The organism is Ralstonia sp. SA306 (assembly GCF_054792405.1).
This window is the reverse complement of record NZ_CP096453.1, coordinates 94,284-108,916: the sequence shown is the minus strand read 5'-3', so window position 1 is coordinate 108,916 and position 14,633 is coordinate 94,284. Positions and strand designations below refer to the sequence as shown.

Genomic DNA, 14,633 nt, shown 5'->3' with positions numbered 1-14,633 from the left:
TTACGACAAGCTGATGGACATCTGTCTCGACTTCGCGGAGCTGGCCGCGTTTTTTATGAACTGCTTTTTTGGTTTTTCGGTTGGTTTGGTTCATTAAATACTGATTGGAGAGGAAATGTCAGAAAACTGGACCTTGGGCTTTGATTCCATTAACCAGTATCAGGGCGAATGGCGGTGCACAAAGAATCTCTCGGCCGTCAAGTTGACCAACGCCGTCGATGGGTTCGCCAGCGCGGTTGTGGCGCTGGAAGACTGGTGGCCCGCGCTCTCACTGGTCGATTTCTCCAGCGGGTTACCCAACACTTTTTACTTTGATCCACGGCCGCCGGGTAGCTGGTGGGTGGTTCGTGGTACCGAGGCCGTACAGCTCAGCGCTGACGGTGCAACCGTCTTAACCCGTCTCGCCTCCCTCAAGGAAATATTCCCGGGACTGGCGCTATTGCCGCGAGAGGACGTTGACTTTACGTCTGGCTTCGATTCCATGAACCTGTGCAGTGACGGATGGTGGTTCACTAACGGGCCCTGGCTCGCCAAACTTAGCGACGACTTCAGCGGCATCAAGGCCCCGCCAACCGCACTTACCGACCCCGCGCTGTTCCCGATTTTTGTCGACACCGACTGGGCCTCGGGAGTGGATACGCTTTACAGCACGACGGACGGATGGTGGACCACTAAGGGCTCGTTGATTGCTCAGGTCGCACTTAGCCGGACCGGCTGGAATGTGCTGGCGACTCAACTGTCCGACAGGCTAAGAAGCATTGTCTTCGTTCAGCCCGGCAGCTATGTCGTGGATAACACGGCTCCCATTCCAGACGGCACTCCTGAGGTCACGATTGAAATGTGGGGGCCAGGTGGCGATGGGGGACAGAGCGTTGGGGAACCCAACAGTTGCGGCGGTGACGGAGGCGCTGGGGCTTACCTGAAGGAAACATTTCCCTTCACTCCCAACAGCCAATTCAAGCTCCACGTCGGCGGGTCCGGTGATTGCACCTACTACGGGGATTCCGTTGAAGACAGCATACTCGTCGCGGCTGGTGGTGGAGGTGGTGGCGGTGCGGGTGGCTTCGGCTATGGCAACGGTTGGGGGGGCGCCGGTGGTGCTGGAGACGGTTACACCAAAGGCGACCTGCGGGGCGGCGCGGCCGGCAATGCTGGCCAAAGCGGGTACGGCGGCAACGGCAGTGGTGGTGGTGGTGGCAAAGCCGACTCAGGCGGTGCTGGCGGTGCAGGAGGACAGGGTAGCGCTAACGGTAGCAATGGCCAACAAGGGGCGAGCACCGGCTCTGAGCGTGGCGGCGGTGGCGGCATGGCGGGAGCCCATGGTGCTGCTGACAATCCGCCCAGTGACGGACGAGGTGGGGACGGTGGAGCCGGCGGTGGCGGAGACGGCGGGGACGGGGGGGGGGAAGGCTGGGGGTGGTGGAGGCGGTGGTGGAGGTGGTGGTGGTGTAGGTGGGGCGGCTGCCGGTGGCGGCGGCGGCGGTGGCGGCGATGGCGGCGATGGCAGTAACGGCGGGGGAGGAGGCGGTGGCGGCGCTCAGGGCTGGAGCCGGGTACAGCTGACCACCCATTTCGACGGCGGGAATGGAACCGTTCCTGGAGGCAGCCCACCGCCCGGGACGGCGGTCGGTGGCCAAGGCGGCGTCAATGATGATGGCAATAAATACACGCCACCAACCTCTGGCGGGCCAGGTGGTATCAGGCTCAGTTGGCCGACTACGGGGGGCTGATCACATCAGGCACGCCGATCCGTTCGCCGTATCCACTCGTCGGGGAGCCTCGCGTTGAAATCCCACCCAAATTGCGCTTCGAGCCGCTCGTGCTGGTCGGCGTGATCGTCGCCGGGTGTGAGCTATCTGCAGTGTATGTTCATGCGCTTGAACAGCGCCTGGCTTCCCATGCAACACGGATTCAGATGACGCGCGAGCCGGGGCACGTGGTCTATACGTGCCCCGCCAAGAATGGCTTCGTCTATACCGGACCGCCACAAGCGGATCTGCGTGGACTGAGCGAGGATCGCACCTAGCCCAGTTGCTGCGGCACGTGGTGCTCGATGCCCCGCCGTGCGATCAACGTTGCCGCTGCTCCCGTCGACATGCCGGCCACGGTGGTCCACCAGGCTGTGGACAGCCGCTGGCGCGGCCCGTGTGGATAGCCTGATGGACTACCCGATGGACAGGCTGCGCCTGCCCACAGGTTGCCCTGACGCGCTTGCCGAGCTTGATGTAGAGCTCGACCGCTCGAATCCTGTCCTCGTACGAATACATGAACTACCTTCAGGTAGTCCAAGATTTTGTCCGCACCTCCTATGGGTCAGGATTCGGTGCAAATCAACAGGCCGCACGGGTAATTTTTACCGTCACCTGTGCGCAACGTTTGCGCGCAATAAATGTATTGACCCCAATACATTTGGCCGCTGCGCTGGTACATTGGCTTTGAGCGTTTCGCTCTCTCCACAGCCTTCAAGGCGGTCCACCTCTCTCCGGACCGCCTTTATTTTTGCCTTGTGGCCTGCTTGTGCTATTTAGCCGATCAAGCCGCGATTGATAGCCGATTACGCCCGGCACGTTTCGCGTCGTAAAGAGCCGAGTCAGCACGTGCGATGAGTTCGTCGATCCCCTCATCTGGGGCAAGCGTTGCGAGCCCGAGCGAAAGAGTCAGCGCGGAGACTTCCCCGTCTTCATAGGCGTTGACGCGATCGAGAATGCGCTTGGCCAGGTCGACGGTATCCGTCTGCGAGCATTCGTCGAGCACGATCAGGAATTCTTCGCCACCCCAGCGAATGACAGCGTCGCGGCTGCGGACCGATTGCCGAAGCATGTCGGCCACCTCGACCAGTATGCGGTCTCCGGTGGGATGACCGAACTGGTCATTGATCCTCTTGAAGTGGTCGATGTCACACATGATGAGGGTGAGGGGGCGCTGCATCGTCCTGGCGGTCCTGTACTGCTCCGCAAGGAGTTGCTCGCCATGGTGACGATTGTGCAGGCCGGTGAGCTTGTCTTTGGTGGCCGCACGTAACAGTGCCTGTTCCCGCTCTACGCGTTTGGTGATGTCTTTGCTCACACTGACGTAGTGGCCTATACGCCCTTTCTCGTCGAATATCGGCGAGATGCTTTGTTCTGCATGGTAAAGCGAGCCGTCACGGCGCCGATTGATGAAGGTGGCGCGAAAGTCTCGTCCGCTCGCAAGCGAGCGGCGCATAGCCGCATAAAAAGCCTCGTCATGTTTGCCTGACTTGAACATGGCGGGCGTGCTGCCTTGGATTTCGTCGACCGTGTAACCGGTGGACTTGGCGAAGGCAGTATTTGCGAAGATGATCCGCGCTTTTGCATCCGTAAGCATGACCGGGTCGCTTGTTGCATCAAGCGCGCGTGCGAGCAGTCTGTTTGTCTGTTCCGCCTGTTCGTAGTCGGAAATATCCTGTTGCACCGAGACAAAATTGGTGACCAACCCGCTGTCGTCGCGAACTGGCGAAATGCTCCAGCGGACGGTGTAGCTCGATCCGTCCTTTCGATAGTTCGTTGCGGTGCCTTCGAAGAGGCGCGCCTCTTTCAAGCAAATGCGAAGTTCATCAATCAATGCCGGATCGGTGTCAGGACCTTGAAGAATCCTAAGGGAGTGGCCGCGTAGCTCGTCCAGGGAATAGCCCGTCATGGCTGTGAACGCTGGATTGACAAATTGCACCCGGCAACCAACAGAGATGTCGGCATCGGTAATCACGATGGCATTCCATGCCTGCGTGATGGCCGCCTCGAATAGTTTTAGCTGTGGTGTGCTCATAAATTACCGGGCTCGGTTGTCCAATCGAACGAGGTTGATGCGAATCAGCCGTCCGCCAGCCCGGGCATATAGGCCCGAAGCTGGATAACCGGTGTGCCCGCAGCCGGTCCGGCTAAAGTGCGTGTGACAATCAGCGAGTATTTGATATCGGTGGCATTGCTCTGAACGCAGGCTTTGCGAACAGGTAGCCTTGCATGAGCGTGATACCCGCGGCAGCGAGGAAGTCGCGTTCCGGCGCCGTTTCAACGCCTTCGGCAATGACCCGGATCCCGAGGTCGTTGCAGATGCTGAGCACGCCGCAAACAATGCGTTGACGCACCACATCTGAATCGATTCCTCGGATGAGGGCCATATCCAACTTGATCAGGTCCGGCTGGAAATCGGCGAGTAGGGTGAGCCCGGAGTGGCCGGCACCGAAATCATCAATCGCGGTTTGGAAGCCGAACGACTGATACGCCCGAAAGATCTCCAGGAGGTGGGGGCGGTTGATGATGTCTTCGCCCTCGATGGTTTCGAAGATGATCCGATTGATTGGAAAGCCGTACTTTTCGGCCGCTTCAAAGGTTGTACGGATACATGCGGCTGGCTGATACACAGCGTTCGGCATGAAGTTGATGGATAGGAAGGTGTCCATCCCTATCTCAGCCGCCTGCTCAATTGCGGTGGTGCGGCATCGTTGGTCAAACCGGTAACGGTTGGCTTCGTCCACTTGCGTGAGCACCGATGCCGCAGGCTCTCCGTTGGGCCCGCGTACGAGCGCTTCGTGTGCGTAGGCGTCGCCCGTGCGCAGATCAACGATCGGCTGAAATGCGAAGGCCATCTCGATTGAGGTGCCATCATCGGAGTTGCATCCGGAGCAGTGCTTGTTGGATGCCGATGGTCGGCTTGCGCTATGGATCTGAATCATCTTGGCAAAACGAGTAAAGGATTTTGGGCAACCGCTTCACGCTTGGTCGGGGCGTGGGCGTTGAGCACTGCACACTCCTGCCAAGCGGGCTTGTGCGACGTTGACTTCACTCGAAGTGCAGTACAGCGCCACTAGGGGATCGACGCGAGCAAACTGCGCTCACGTGAGGGGGAAGGGGGAATTGGATGATAGATCAATTGCCCATTCCGCGCAGTGCACCTTAGGCAGCGGAGAGGCGAAGACCGCAAAAGGCCTTAGCGCCGCATTTTGACTTGAGGGGGTGTTGGCGCGCAGCTAAATTTGACCCCCGGTGGGTGAATTCTGCTCGCGCGTTAACACAGATGGCACAAACGGCGGTCTGCAATCGCCACCACTCGATCGACCAGCAGTTGTGTCGTTGGCTGCTGCTGAGCCTGGACCGCCTGCCGTCCAACGAGCTGCGCATGACGCAGGAACTGATCGCCAACATGCTGGGTGTGCGCAGATCCGGTGTCACCGAGGCGGCGCTGAAGCTGCAGACCGCCTGATTGATCCGCTATAGCCACGGCAATATCGAAGTGCTGGATCGGCCAGGCCTCGAAGGCCGCGTCTGTGAATGCTACGCCGTGGTCAAGCGGGAGTTTGATCGTCTCCTCCCTGACCTTCAGGCGATCTGACTGCTGCACATCTGGAATCATCGATATCCCACCCCGCCTGGGCTGGTCCGCCGCAAAGTCCGTTTGAACGGTAGCGTACGGACGACACGCGAGAGACATCCCATCCTGCGCCTGTGGGCGAAGCATTGGCCCGCGCACAGGACAGCGAGGCGATGCTGCCTTCTGCACGTCCCGTGCAACTGACCTAGTGGCGTCAAATTGAAGACGAATTTCATGACGCTTTGATTTACTGTAAAGGCAGGACTTCCGCGCGCGGCGCGAGCAGGGCCTTACCGCGCACTTCAATCCTGGGCACGACAGCCTGAAATTGAGGGCGGCCCTTTTGATCGTTCGCCGGCCCAGGCTCCGGCGCGGTCACTCCAGCCTCCAGTATTGCTACATACAAGACGCGGGGGTACCGATGAAGATTGCGCAGATTGCACCACTTGCGGAGCGTTGCCCGCCCAGCCTGTATGGCGGCACGGAGCGCATCGTCTCCTACCTGACCGAAGAACTGGTGCGGCAGGGCCACGAAGTCACGTTGTTCGCAAGCGGGGATTCGGCCACACTTGCTGAACTGGTACCGTGCTGCGACGTGGCGCTACGTCTTGATACGCACGTGCGCGATCCGTTGCCGTATTACGTGATGATGCTGGACAGAGTCATGGCGCGTGCCAGCAGCTTTGATGTGCTGCATTTTCATATCGACATGATGCAGTACCCGCTGCTGCGGTGCATGCCGGTGCGGGCCGTGACCACCTTGCATGGCCGCCTGGACCTGCCGGATCTGCTGCCGTTCTACGCGCGCTTCCCGCATTTCCCGCTAGTTTCGGTTTCCACCGCCCAGCGCGCGCCTATGCCCCCGGTGAACTGGGCCGGCACCGTGCACCATGGCCTGCCGACGAACCTACTGACCTGCTGTGCAAATCCACGCGGCGACTACCTGGCGTTTCTCGGCCGGATTTCGCCGGAGAAGCGCCCCGACCATGCCATCGCGATTGCGGCACGCGCCGGGCTACCGCTGAAGATCGCCGCCAAGATTGACGAGGTCGACCGCGCCTACTGGGAGAGCACCATCCGCCCACTTGTGGCGGCGCACCCGAATGTCGAATACCTCGGCGAGATCGACGAGCATGAAAAATCCGCCTTCCTCGGCAATGCGCTCGCGCTGCTATTCCCCATCGACTGGCCAGAACCGTTCGGGCTGGTGATGATCGAGGCGATGGCGTGTGGCACTCCTGTGGTCGCGTTTGCATGCGGCTCGGTGCCTGAAGTGATTGAGGCCGGCGTCAATGGATATATCGTGCGCAACGTCGATGAAGCGGTGGCGGCCGTGCATAGCGTGAGCACCCTCCCGCGCGCTGCCGTGCGTGCAGCCTTCGAGGCGCGCTTTACCGTCGATCGGATGACGCGCGAATACGTGCGGATCTACCGAAGCCTGACCGAACCTGGCGCCGCAGACGCGCCGGAACGCGATTCCGGCGAACTGGTGCTCGCGTGAGTAGAGGGACTTTATCCATGCATTTCGAGCCGTCGAACGAACTGCCGGGCAGCGCAACACCGGCCGCCGCGGCAGCCCATGTTGCGCAGTTCTATATCCCGGCAGCGGCCTCGCTGCAGGAGCGCCGGCCTCGCACGCTCAAACACGGAGACACCTTCGCGCTGTTCGACCATAACGGCGATGCCCTCGGTGTGCTAGGCAGTCCGGAAGGGCTGTTTCATTTCGATACCAGGCACCTCTCCTATCTACGCCTGACCATCGATGGGGCGCTGCCTATGCTGCTGTCCTCCACATTGCGCGACGACAACGCCTCGTTGACCTGCGACCTGACCAATCCTGACCTGTTCGACGAGAACGGTCGCCTGTGGCTGGAGCACGATCTGATCCACCTGCGCAGGTCGCGCTTCCTTTGGAACGGCGCCTGCTATGAGCGGCTGAGCGTGCGCAACTATGACGACGTGTCACGAAGCGTGCGCGTGGATATTGCCTTCGATGCCGACTTTGCCGACCTTTTCGAAGTGCGTGGTACGCGGCGGCTGCGGCGCGGCACGGTGCATACGCCGGATGTCGCGGGTGCGACGGTCACACTGAGCTATGCCGGTCTGGACGAGGTGCGGCGCGAGACCCGGCTCGCCTTTGATCCGGCGCCGGCCGAGCTGGGCGGTGGCAGCGCGAGTTTCAACCTGACGCTCGAGCCGTCGTGCTCGCAGGTACTTCGCATGGAGATCCGCTGCGAAGCGATGCAGCCCGAGCCCGTGGAGCCCCAATCCTTCCTCAGCGCACTGCTGCAGTCGCGGCGCGAGTTGCGGCGTGCGACCCGCCGCGCGGCATCCATCACGACCTCCAATGAACTCTTCAATGAAATGGCCCGGCGCAGCGTATCGGACCTGTACATGTTGCTGACCAACACCGAATACGGACCGTATCCGTATGCCGGCATTCCATGGTTCAGCACGGTGTTCGGGCGCGATGCCCTGATTACCGCGCTGCAGACGCTTTGGCTCGACCCGGAAATTGCCCGCGGCGTGCTGCAATTCCTTGCCGCGATGCAGGCGAAAACGGTTGACCCACAGGCCGATGCCGAGCCGGGCAAGATCCTGCATGAAATGCGCCATGGCGAAATGGCGAGGCTGAGGGAAGTGCCGTTCGGACTCTACTACGGCAGCGTGGATGCCACGCCGTTGTTCGTGCTGCTAGCCGGTGCCTACCTGCGGCGCACCGGCGATGTCGAAACCATGCGCGCTCTGTGGCCGCACATCCGGGCTGCGCTGGACTGGATCAACGACTATGGCGACCGCGATGGCGACCTGTTTGTCGAATATGGCCGACAGTCGCCGGAAGGCCTCATCAACCAGGGCTGGAAAGACAGCCGCGATTCGGTCTTTCATGAAGACGGGCAGCTCGCCCCGGGCCCGATTGCGTTGGCCGAGGTGCAGGCCTACACCTATGGTGCTTGGCGGGCAGCAGCGTCGATCAGTGCGGCGCTGGGCGATCACGAGAGCGCAGCGGTCTATGCGGCCAGGGCGGACATGCTGCGTGAGGCTTTCGACGCGCGTTTCTACGACGCCGCACTGGGCACCTACGTGCTGGCGCTGGACGGCGAGAAGCGCCCATGCCGTGTACGTGCATCCAATGCCGGCCACGCCTTGTTTACTGGCATCGCGCTGCCCGAGCGCGCGCCTTCGGTGGTGGCTGCGCTGATGGACAGCAACGCATTCTGCGGCTGGGGCGTCCGTACCGTATGTACCGATGCAGCACGCTTCAATCCGATGAGCTACCACAACGGCTCGGTTTGGCCGCACGACAACGCTCTGATCGCCGCGGGCATGGCACGCTACGGCTACCATCCCGAAGCCAGCCGCATCTTTGAGGGCCTGTTCGCGGCCGCCAGCTACATTGAGCTGCGCCGGCTGCCCGAGCTGTTCTGCGGCTTTTCACGCCAGCGTAGCCAAGGCCCGACGTTCTATCCGGTGGCGTGCTCACCGCAGGCCTGGGCGGCGGCCGCTCCGCTGCTGCTTTTGCAGGCCTGCCTGGGGCTCGACTTCGACACGCTCGAGCCGGCAATCACCTTCGAGTCTCCGTCGCTGCCGCCCTTCCTTGACGAAGTGGTCTTCCGCAACCTAGCAGTCGGTGAAGGCAGTGCGGATGTGGCGGTGCGTCGCTCCGGCGAGCGCGTGGTGGTCGATGTGCTGAACCGGCAGGGGCCAATCAGAACAATCACTCGAAGCTAGCCGAGGGGTGACGGTCATTCGCGAATGACGGACCCCGAGCTTCTTTCTTTGGACCGATGTTTCGGCCGACTTGGCTCGCGACGAGTGTGCGTAAAGCGGTGTGGCCTGCGGTGCTTGCCATGCAGGTGACGAGCATGGAGCTCATCCTCCGTCACGCCGCAACTGCCCGCGCTCCTTTTCTCCATGGCGGTCGGGCTGCGTGCACGGCGTGAATGGCGTGCGTTGCGCTGTCGGACTCAAGCTTCCAATCGATGTCATCGCGCTTGGTATGGATCTGCTTTGTCGCTGTAGGCAGAAATGCGAGAGGAACTGTGAAAGTGCCCGGGCAGTGACAGACGTGCGGATCACGTGGCCCGACACTCCGCTGTCTTCCCGCATAGCGGCGACGGCGTAACAGCATTGACCTAGGACACTATTTGACCTGCTTCCATACGGTACTCATCTGACAGAGCCCTACCCGAAGACTATTCTGGAATCCCAAATAACAGTGAACCGGCACAGTCCGGCATACCGAGGGCACCGCAGCGAGCATCTCTATGATCAATTCGCTTGACTTGCCAAACGGAACGCTTGAAATACGCACAAAACAACGCAGCGATCGACGATGGTTTTCCGAATATCGTTTCACGCCCAATGATGGACATGCCACAGCATGGGCAGAGGCCACCATCCCAGAAGGCTTCATTTCTTCTGGCCTCGCATTCAGCGCCGGGATACTGCTGGGGCAACAGTGCGCCGAGCTTGCACGCTGAAGCAGGCAGTGCCTTTAGGAGAGGCACGTCGTGGCCCCTTTGCGACAGGCTTGGGGCGACGTGCACCTGGCTGAAGGGTTGCGCACATGATGTTCGCAATTCGACGGCGAGAATGGTCGATCCCATTCACCCTGCAAAGGACTTGGCAAGGCATTCCACGACCAGGTCACGCAGAGTGTTCGCGGTAAGCTCTCGCAGATCAAAGGTTATTTCGGAGGTGGACGCCATACCGTTATGGTTGGAAACGACCATGTGCACGTGAATCTTCTGGTCCAGTGCGTCGCCGATCAGGGTGATCTTGGGGTATTGGGCGGCGCGCTCCGAGAGAGATGCCGGCTGTTCTTTGGCGTCGGGAAACACATGGAGCGTCGCGCTGAGGGCGGTCATCTCGACCTTGAAGCCGTGGCCGCGCTTTTGCAGGTGTGCGCCGATATCCTCAAACACAGGATGCACTGTCTTCGTCCGGAACGCTGCAAACTCGGCCCGGAAAGTTTCCGCAGCACTTTGCTTGTCTGCAGCCTCTTCCTCCTCCTCCGCCTTGCGCTTTTCGAACGCATTCAGTGCGGCATCAAGCTTGTCGTAAGCGCCCATGTTGTCTCTCGATAGAGAAGCGGTGGCGTCCAGAATGCGCGCCCGTTCCTGGTAAAGAATAGTGGGAATAGATGCGCGTTCCAAGCACCATATCGCAGAAAATGTTGGAAGCAAGACGACAGTCCAGCGATGCTGCGCATCACCCCCGCTTGTCTGGGGAAACCCCCATACGCTGATACACGAGCAAGACGCGAGCCGCTCTAAGATCCGGTACTAGAACATCGCGTCGATCAACTCCAGCCCAGCGCTGGTAGACGAGGAAGCCAAACATGGACTGCAGCGGAGAGGCCCGGCCCAATCTGTATCGCGTTCTGCGCGCGCGCTTGAATGCGCATCCGTTGTCGCATGTCGGGCCCGGGCTGATCACGGGCGTCGCCGACGACGACCCGAGCGGGATCGCGACCTATTCGCAGGCTGGGGCGCAGTTTGGCCTGGAGATGCTGTGGACCATGCCACTTACGTTTCCGTTGATGGCGGCCATGCAGTCCATGTGCGCAAACATGGGACGCGTCACGGGCAAGGGACTTGCGGCCAACATCAAGGACGTCTTCCCGCCGATTGTGTTGCGTATCGTCGTGTTGCTGTTGCTGATCGCAAATACGTTGAATATTGCTGCTGACGTTGCGGCGATGGGCGAGGTCGCGGAACTCGTTTCCGGCATCGACCGGCATGTCATGACGGCGTTGGTGGTGTTCGGTACCCTGGCACTGCAGATATTCGTTCCTTACCACCGATACGTTTTCTTTCTGAAGTGGCTGACGGCGTCTCTGCTGGCGTATGCCGCAGTCTTGTTTACCGTACACGTGCCGTGGAGCCGCGTGGCGCTGCACACGGTGTGGCCCAGCGTCAGGCTTGATGCCAGTGCCGCATCCATGGTGGTTGCCGTGTTCGGTACCACCATCAGCCCCTACCTGTTCTTTTGGCAGGCTTCCGAAGAGGTGGAAGACATGCGGGCGCACCCGTCGTTGAAAGCCGATGGAGCCAAGGCCCGCACCGAGCTCCGGCGCATTCGATGGGACACCTGGAGCGGCATGTTGTACTCCAACGTGACCGCTTATTTCATCATCCTCGCCACGGGGGTGACCTTGCACGTTTCTGGAGTGACCGACATCACGACCGCGGCGCAGGCGGCCAGTGCTTTGCGACCGCTTGCGGGAGACTTTGCGTACGTGCTGTTCACCGTCGGGATCCTGGGGGTGGGGCTGATCGGCGTGCCTGTGCTGGCCGGATCAGGCGCCTACGCGCTGTCCGAAGCGATGGGCTGGAAAGAAGGGCTGGAGCGGAAAGTGAGCGACGCCCGCGGGTTCTACAGCATCATCGCCTTGAGCGTACTCGCAGGGCTGGCGATCCAGTACTCACCGATCCGACCGATGAAAGCACTTTTCTGGAGCGCAGTCATCAATGGTGTGGTGGCGGTCCCGCTGATGGCGGTCATCATCCTGCTCGTGTCGAAGCCCGCGGTGATGGGCCCCTATACCGCAAGCCGGCCATTGATCGTCTTGGGTTGGTCTGCCACGGCAATCATGGGGGCTGCTGCCCTGGCGATGTTTCTGCTGTAGGCATCGGCACGCAAGCAGGTTGCCCGCATGCCGATGTTGACCTCATGCAACGTGTTGGTGGCGTAGCCCCCTCGGGTGGCGCCGCCTCTTCCCCCTCACCCGGTGAGTTCCGCGCATTGTTGCCCCAGAAGTATCCCGGCGCTGAATGCCAATCCGGAGGAAACGAACCCCTCTGGGATTGCAGCTGCTTCCCAGCCGGTGCCGCTTCCATCACTGTGCGTGAAGCGATATTCGGAGAACCATCGCCGGTCACTACGCTGCAGCGTGCGGATTTCAAGCGTTCCGTTTGGGAGGTCGAGCGAATTGATCATAGATGTCCTTGGTGCGGTTACCTCGGTATGTCGGAAAGTGCCGTTTCACTGTTATTTGAGACTGCAGCGTAAGGCCGGGGCGAAACGTCGTCGGCTCGGTACCGTACAGAACCCGGTCCGTATTGACGGTGAATCACGCAGTCGGTCCGCCGCTTGCCCTCAACGGTTGCACACCTGGGCAGGTGACGACTGCGTCTGCCACCGTACCGACACACTTCACGCGAGCGAGGATCCTCTTTGTCGGGACGTCCGCGCGACACTCACGCTCACGTGCTGACGCAGGGATGCCCCGATGGGCTGTACGCCGCTTGTGGTCCGTACAGAAAGTTCAAGTCCTGGATTTGCGCTCTCCGCAACAGCACGCGGTGGCTTGCGATCGGGGCGGAGGTGTACAAAATGCGTAGCAATCGGATAGCACAACTGTGCGGCGCGATGCTGGTGATCGTGACGCTCGCGGGCGGGTGTGCCGGGATGTCCCGGCGAGGTACGGACACTGCAATCGGCGCCGGTGTCGGTGGTGTGGCAGGCGCTGTCCTGACAGGCGGTAGCGCGGTAGGGACAGTGGGCGGCGCAGTCGTCGGTGGCGTCGTAGGCAATCAGGTTGGGAAATGATTGCGGCCATGGCCGGCGAAGCGGCACGCCCGCACGAATGGGGAATGCCGCTTTCCAACCCGTTCTTGTGAATCGAAGGTGTATGGCTTAAGCGGCGGCCGCAGCCGCAGCCGTCTTGAGCGGCAGAACAGCGCTGGTCTGCTCCGTGCTGCCGGAAACCCCACAGGCAACCGCAACGGGATTCATGCTGTCGACCATTGAGGTCGGCATCAGGATCGTGGCGCCACGCTCTTTGGTGGTCTCATAGATGATATTCATGGCACGCAGTTGCAGCGCTTGCGGATGGCCTTCGTACATGCCCGCAGCCTCGACAAACTTGGCGGCGATGGCTGCTTCTGCAGAACCCAGGATGACGCGGGCCTGTTTCTCGCGTTCGGCCTGCGCCTGCCGGGACATCGCGTCCTGCAGCGCCACGGGGATGGCCACGTCGCGCACTTCGACCGACGATACGGTCACGCCCCATGCTGCAGTCTTCTCGCCGATCTCTGCGCGCAGCTGCTCGTCTGCCGCCTTCCGGTCTGATAGCAGTGCCGAGAGCATCGAGGCGCCGATCATTTCACGCAACGATGTCTGGGCGACGCGATCGATGGCCTGACGGTAGTCGGTAATGGCCAGCGCAGCCTTCTGCGCATCATGAACGTGCCAGAAGATGATCGCGTCGACATTGACCGGCACGGTGTCTTTCGTCAATGCCTGCTCGGCATTGAATCCGGTCGTTTGAATGCGCTCGTCAATCACAGCGGTGACGCTGTCGACGATCGGCAGGATCATGAACAACCCGGGCCCTTTCACGCTTTGCAGCTTGCCTGCGCGCAGGATGACGAACTTCTGCCAGGCGTTTGCCATCTTGAGTGTTGATGCAACGAGGATTGCCGCAACCCAAAACACGGGCGCCAGCAGAACCGAGCCGAACATACCGGCGGCGGCCCCCACAGCCAAGAGAAGGACAACGATGAATGCGGTGATGGGATTCATATGGCGCCTCGCCAGCAAGTGGTACTGCAAACCATGAGGGACGGGGTCAGGGTTCTGGAGACGGTCGCTCGAACTGTCTGCGTGACGTCTTTACCCGAAGACGTGTGACCGGATGTCGTGTTCAAAATCGACTGTCCAGTCCGGGCCATGAGCACCGTCGTATTCCCGCATGGTCTTGCCCATCCGGACGATGACGCTACGGTCCAGCGCCTCGGAAGGGGCGCCACTTGAGAAGTATTCGGTGGATGACACCTCAAAGCCGTCGGGCGCGAGGCCGTGGCGCAAGCACACCTCGCGAAACGCGTCGCGCTCCATGTCTGGGAACTGGAGAATGGTTTGATCGAGCATCACGTTGGCCTCTTTCTCGTAGTGCGCCGCCGCCTGTGCATGAGATGCCGTGGGGCGTAACGGATCGTCGGCTTTAGAGTCGCCCCATGAACAAGAGCACGAGAACGATGAGCAGAACCACGCCGAGCGCACCGCTTGGCGCGTAGCCCCACCCGTTGCTGTAGGACCACCTTGGGAATGCCCCAACCAGTAAAACGGCTAAGACAATGAGAAGTACGAGTCCGAGAGACATGATGTCCTCCTTGTTTTGTAGATTCCCCCCACTCCGTGTGCACGAGCCAGGCAAGAAGCGCTCCACGGTTGGTTCTTCATGAGGTTGACGCGCGAAGTTTTCCGGGCATTGCCCGAGCGAATTCAGCGTCCCCCATCCTCTTGAAGAATAGAGTAGTGCGGGTTTGAGAACGGTTCGGTAGCGTACGCACCAGCAT

14 protein-coding genes and 1 pseudogene are annotated in these 14,633 nt (G+C 60.8%); 8 read left to right on the top strand and 7 right to left on the bottom strand.

Going from position 1 to position 14,633, the window contains the following annotated elements; all coding sequences use genetic code 11:
• Positions 1 to 115 precede the first annotated feature (115 nt).
• A complete protein-coding gene (locus M1D44_RS25805; protein WP_439007803.1) occupies positions 116 to 1,510 on the top strand; it encodes a hypothetical protein in 1,395 nt (464 codons plus the stop codon).
• A gap of 198 nt (positions 1,511 to 1,708) precedes the next feature.
• Entirely contained in the window at positions 1,709 to 2,026 is a 318-nt protein-coding gene (locus M1D44_RS25800) for a hypothetical protein (RefSeq protein WP_439004810.1), read from the top strand.
• Between the two features lie 506 nt (positions 2,027 to 2,532).
• Here M1D44_RS25800 and M1D44_RS25795 read toward each other — a convergent pair.
• Positions 2,533 to 3,783 (bottom strand): sensor domain-containing diguanylate cyclase, encoded by a 1,251-nt coding sequence (locus M1D44_RS25795; protein WP_439004809.1) that lies wholly within the window; start codon positions 3,781 to 3,783, stop codon positions 2,533 to 2,535.
• A gap of 130 nt (positions 3,784 to 3,913) precedes the next feature.
• Positions 3,914 to 4,690, bottom strand: coding sequence for an EAL domain-containing protein (locus M1D44_RS25790; protein ID WP_439004808.1), 777 nt, complete (start codon positions 4,688 to 4,690; stop codon positions 3,914 to 3,916).
• 332 nt (positions 4,691 to 5,022) lie between these two features.
• Between M1D44_RS25790 and M1D44_RS25785 the strand changes: the two are divergent.
• From M1D44_RS25785 to M1D44_RS25770, 4 genes and pseudogenes are all read left to right on the top strand, one after another.
• Positions 5,023 to 5,346, top strand: a pseudogene (locus M1D44_RS25785) (Crp/Fnr family transcriptional regulator); the annotation flags it as partial.
• Between the two features lie 400 nt (positions 5,347 to 5,746).
• Entirely contained in the window at positions 5,747 to 6,826 is a 1,080-nt protein-coding gene (locus M1D44_RS25780; protein WP_045204847.1) for a glycosyltransferase family 4 protein, read from the top strand.
• Positions 6,827 to 6,843: 17 nt separating this feature from the next.
• Positions 6,844 to 9,057, top strand: a complete 2,214-nt coding sequence (locus M1D44_RS25775) for an amylo-alpha-1,6-glucosidase (protein WP_439004807.1) — start codon at positions 6,844 to 6,846, stop codon at positions 9,055 to 9,057.
• Positions 9,058 to 9,593: 536 nt separating this feature from the next.
• Positions 9,594 to 9,809, top strand: a complete 216-nt coding sequence (locus M1D44_RS25770) for a hypothetical protein (protein ID WP_156158400.1) — start codon at positions 9,594 to 9,596, stop codon at positions 9,807 to 9,809.
• 126 nt (positions 9,810 to 9,935) lie between these two features.
• Here M1D44_RS25770 and M1D44_RS25765 read toward each other — a convergent pair whose 3' ends face one another.
• Positions 9,936 to 10,484: a hypothetical protein gene (locus M1D44_RS25765; RefSeq protein ID WP_156158401.1), complete on the bottom strand. Its 549-nt coding sequence runs from the start codon at positions 10,482 to 10,484 to the stop codon at positions 9,936 to 9,938.
• 185 nt (positions 10,485 to 10,669) lie between these two features.
• Here M1D44_RS25765 and M1D44_RS25760 point away from each other — a divergent pair, with 185 nt between their 5' ends.
• The gene (locus M1D44_RS25760; protein WP_439004806.1) at positions 10,670 to 11,959 is read left to right on the top strand and encodes an NRAMP family divalent metal transporter; all 1,290 of its coding nucleotides are present in this window, start codon (positions 10,670 to 10,672) and stop codon (positions 11,957 to 11,959) included.
• 95 nt (positions 11,960 to 12,054) lie between these two features.
• Here the strand turns inward: M1D44_RS25760 and M1D44_RS25755 are convergent, their stop codons facing one another.
• Complete coding sequence (locus M1D44_RS25755) at positions 12,055 to 12,270, bottom strand: hypothetical protein (protein ID WP_156158402.1); 216 nt, start codon at positions 12,268 to 12,270, stop codon at positions 12,055 to 12,057.
• Positions 12,271 to 12,666: 396 nt separating this feature from the next.
• Between M1D44_RS25755 and M1D44_RS25750 the strand changes: the two genes are divergently transcribed.
• Positions 12,667 to 12,882 (top strand): glycine zipper 2TM domain-containing protein, encoded by a 216-nt coding sequence (locus tag M1D44_RS25750; RefSeq protein ID WP_080693787.1) that lies wholly within the window; start codon positions 12,667 to 12,669, stop codon positions 12,880 to 12,882.
• An 87-nt stretch (positions 12,883 to 12,969) separates the two neighbouring features.
• Here M1D44_RS25750 and M1D44_RS25745 read toward each other — a convergent pair whose 3' ends face one another.
• From M1D44_RS25745 to M1D44_RS25735, 3 genes are all read right to left on the bottom strand, one after another.
• The gene (locus M1D44_RS25745; protein ID WP_439004805.1) at positions 12,970 to 13,857 is read right to left on the bottom strand and encodes a slipin family protein; all 888 of its coding nucleotides are present in this window, start codon (positions 13,855 to 13,857) and stop codon (positions 12,970 to 12,972) included.
• Between the two features lie 90 nt (positions 13,858 to 13,947).
• Entirely contained in the window at positions 13,948 to 14,205 is a 258-nt protein-coding gene (locus tag M1D44_RS25740) for a hypothetical protein (protein WP_439004804.1), read from the bottom strand.
• 73 nt (positions 14,206 to 14,278) lie between these two features.
• Complete coding sequence (locus M1D44_RS25735) at positions 14,279 to 14,437, bottom strand: DUF3309 family protein (protein ID WP_037028723.1); 159 nt, start codon at positions 14,435 to 14,437, stop codon at positions 14,279 to 14,281.
• Positions 14,438 to 14,633: the final 196 nt, after the last annotated feature.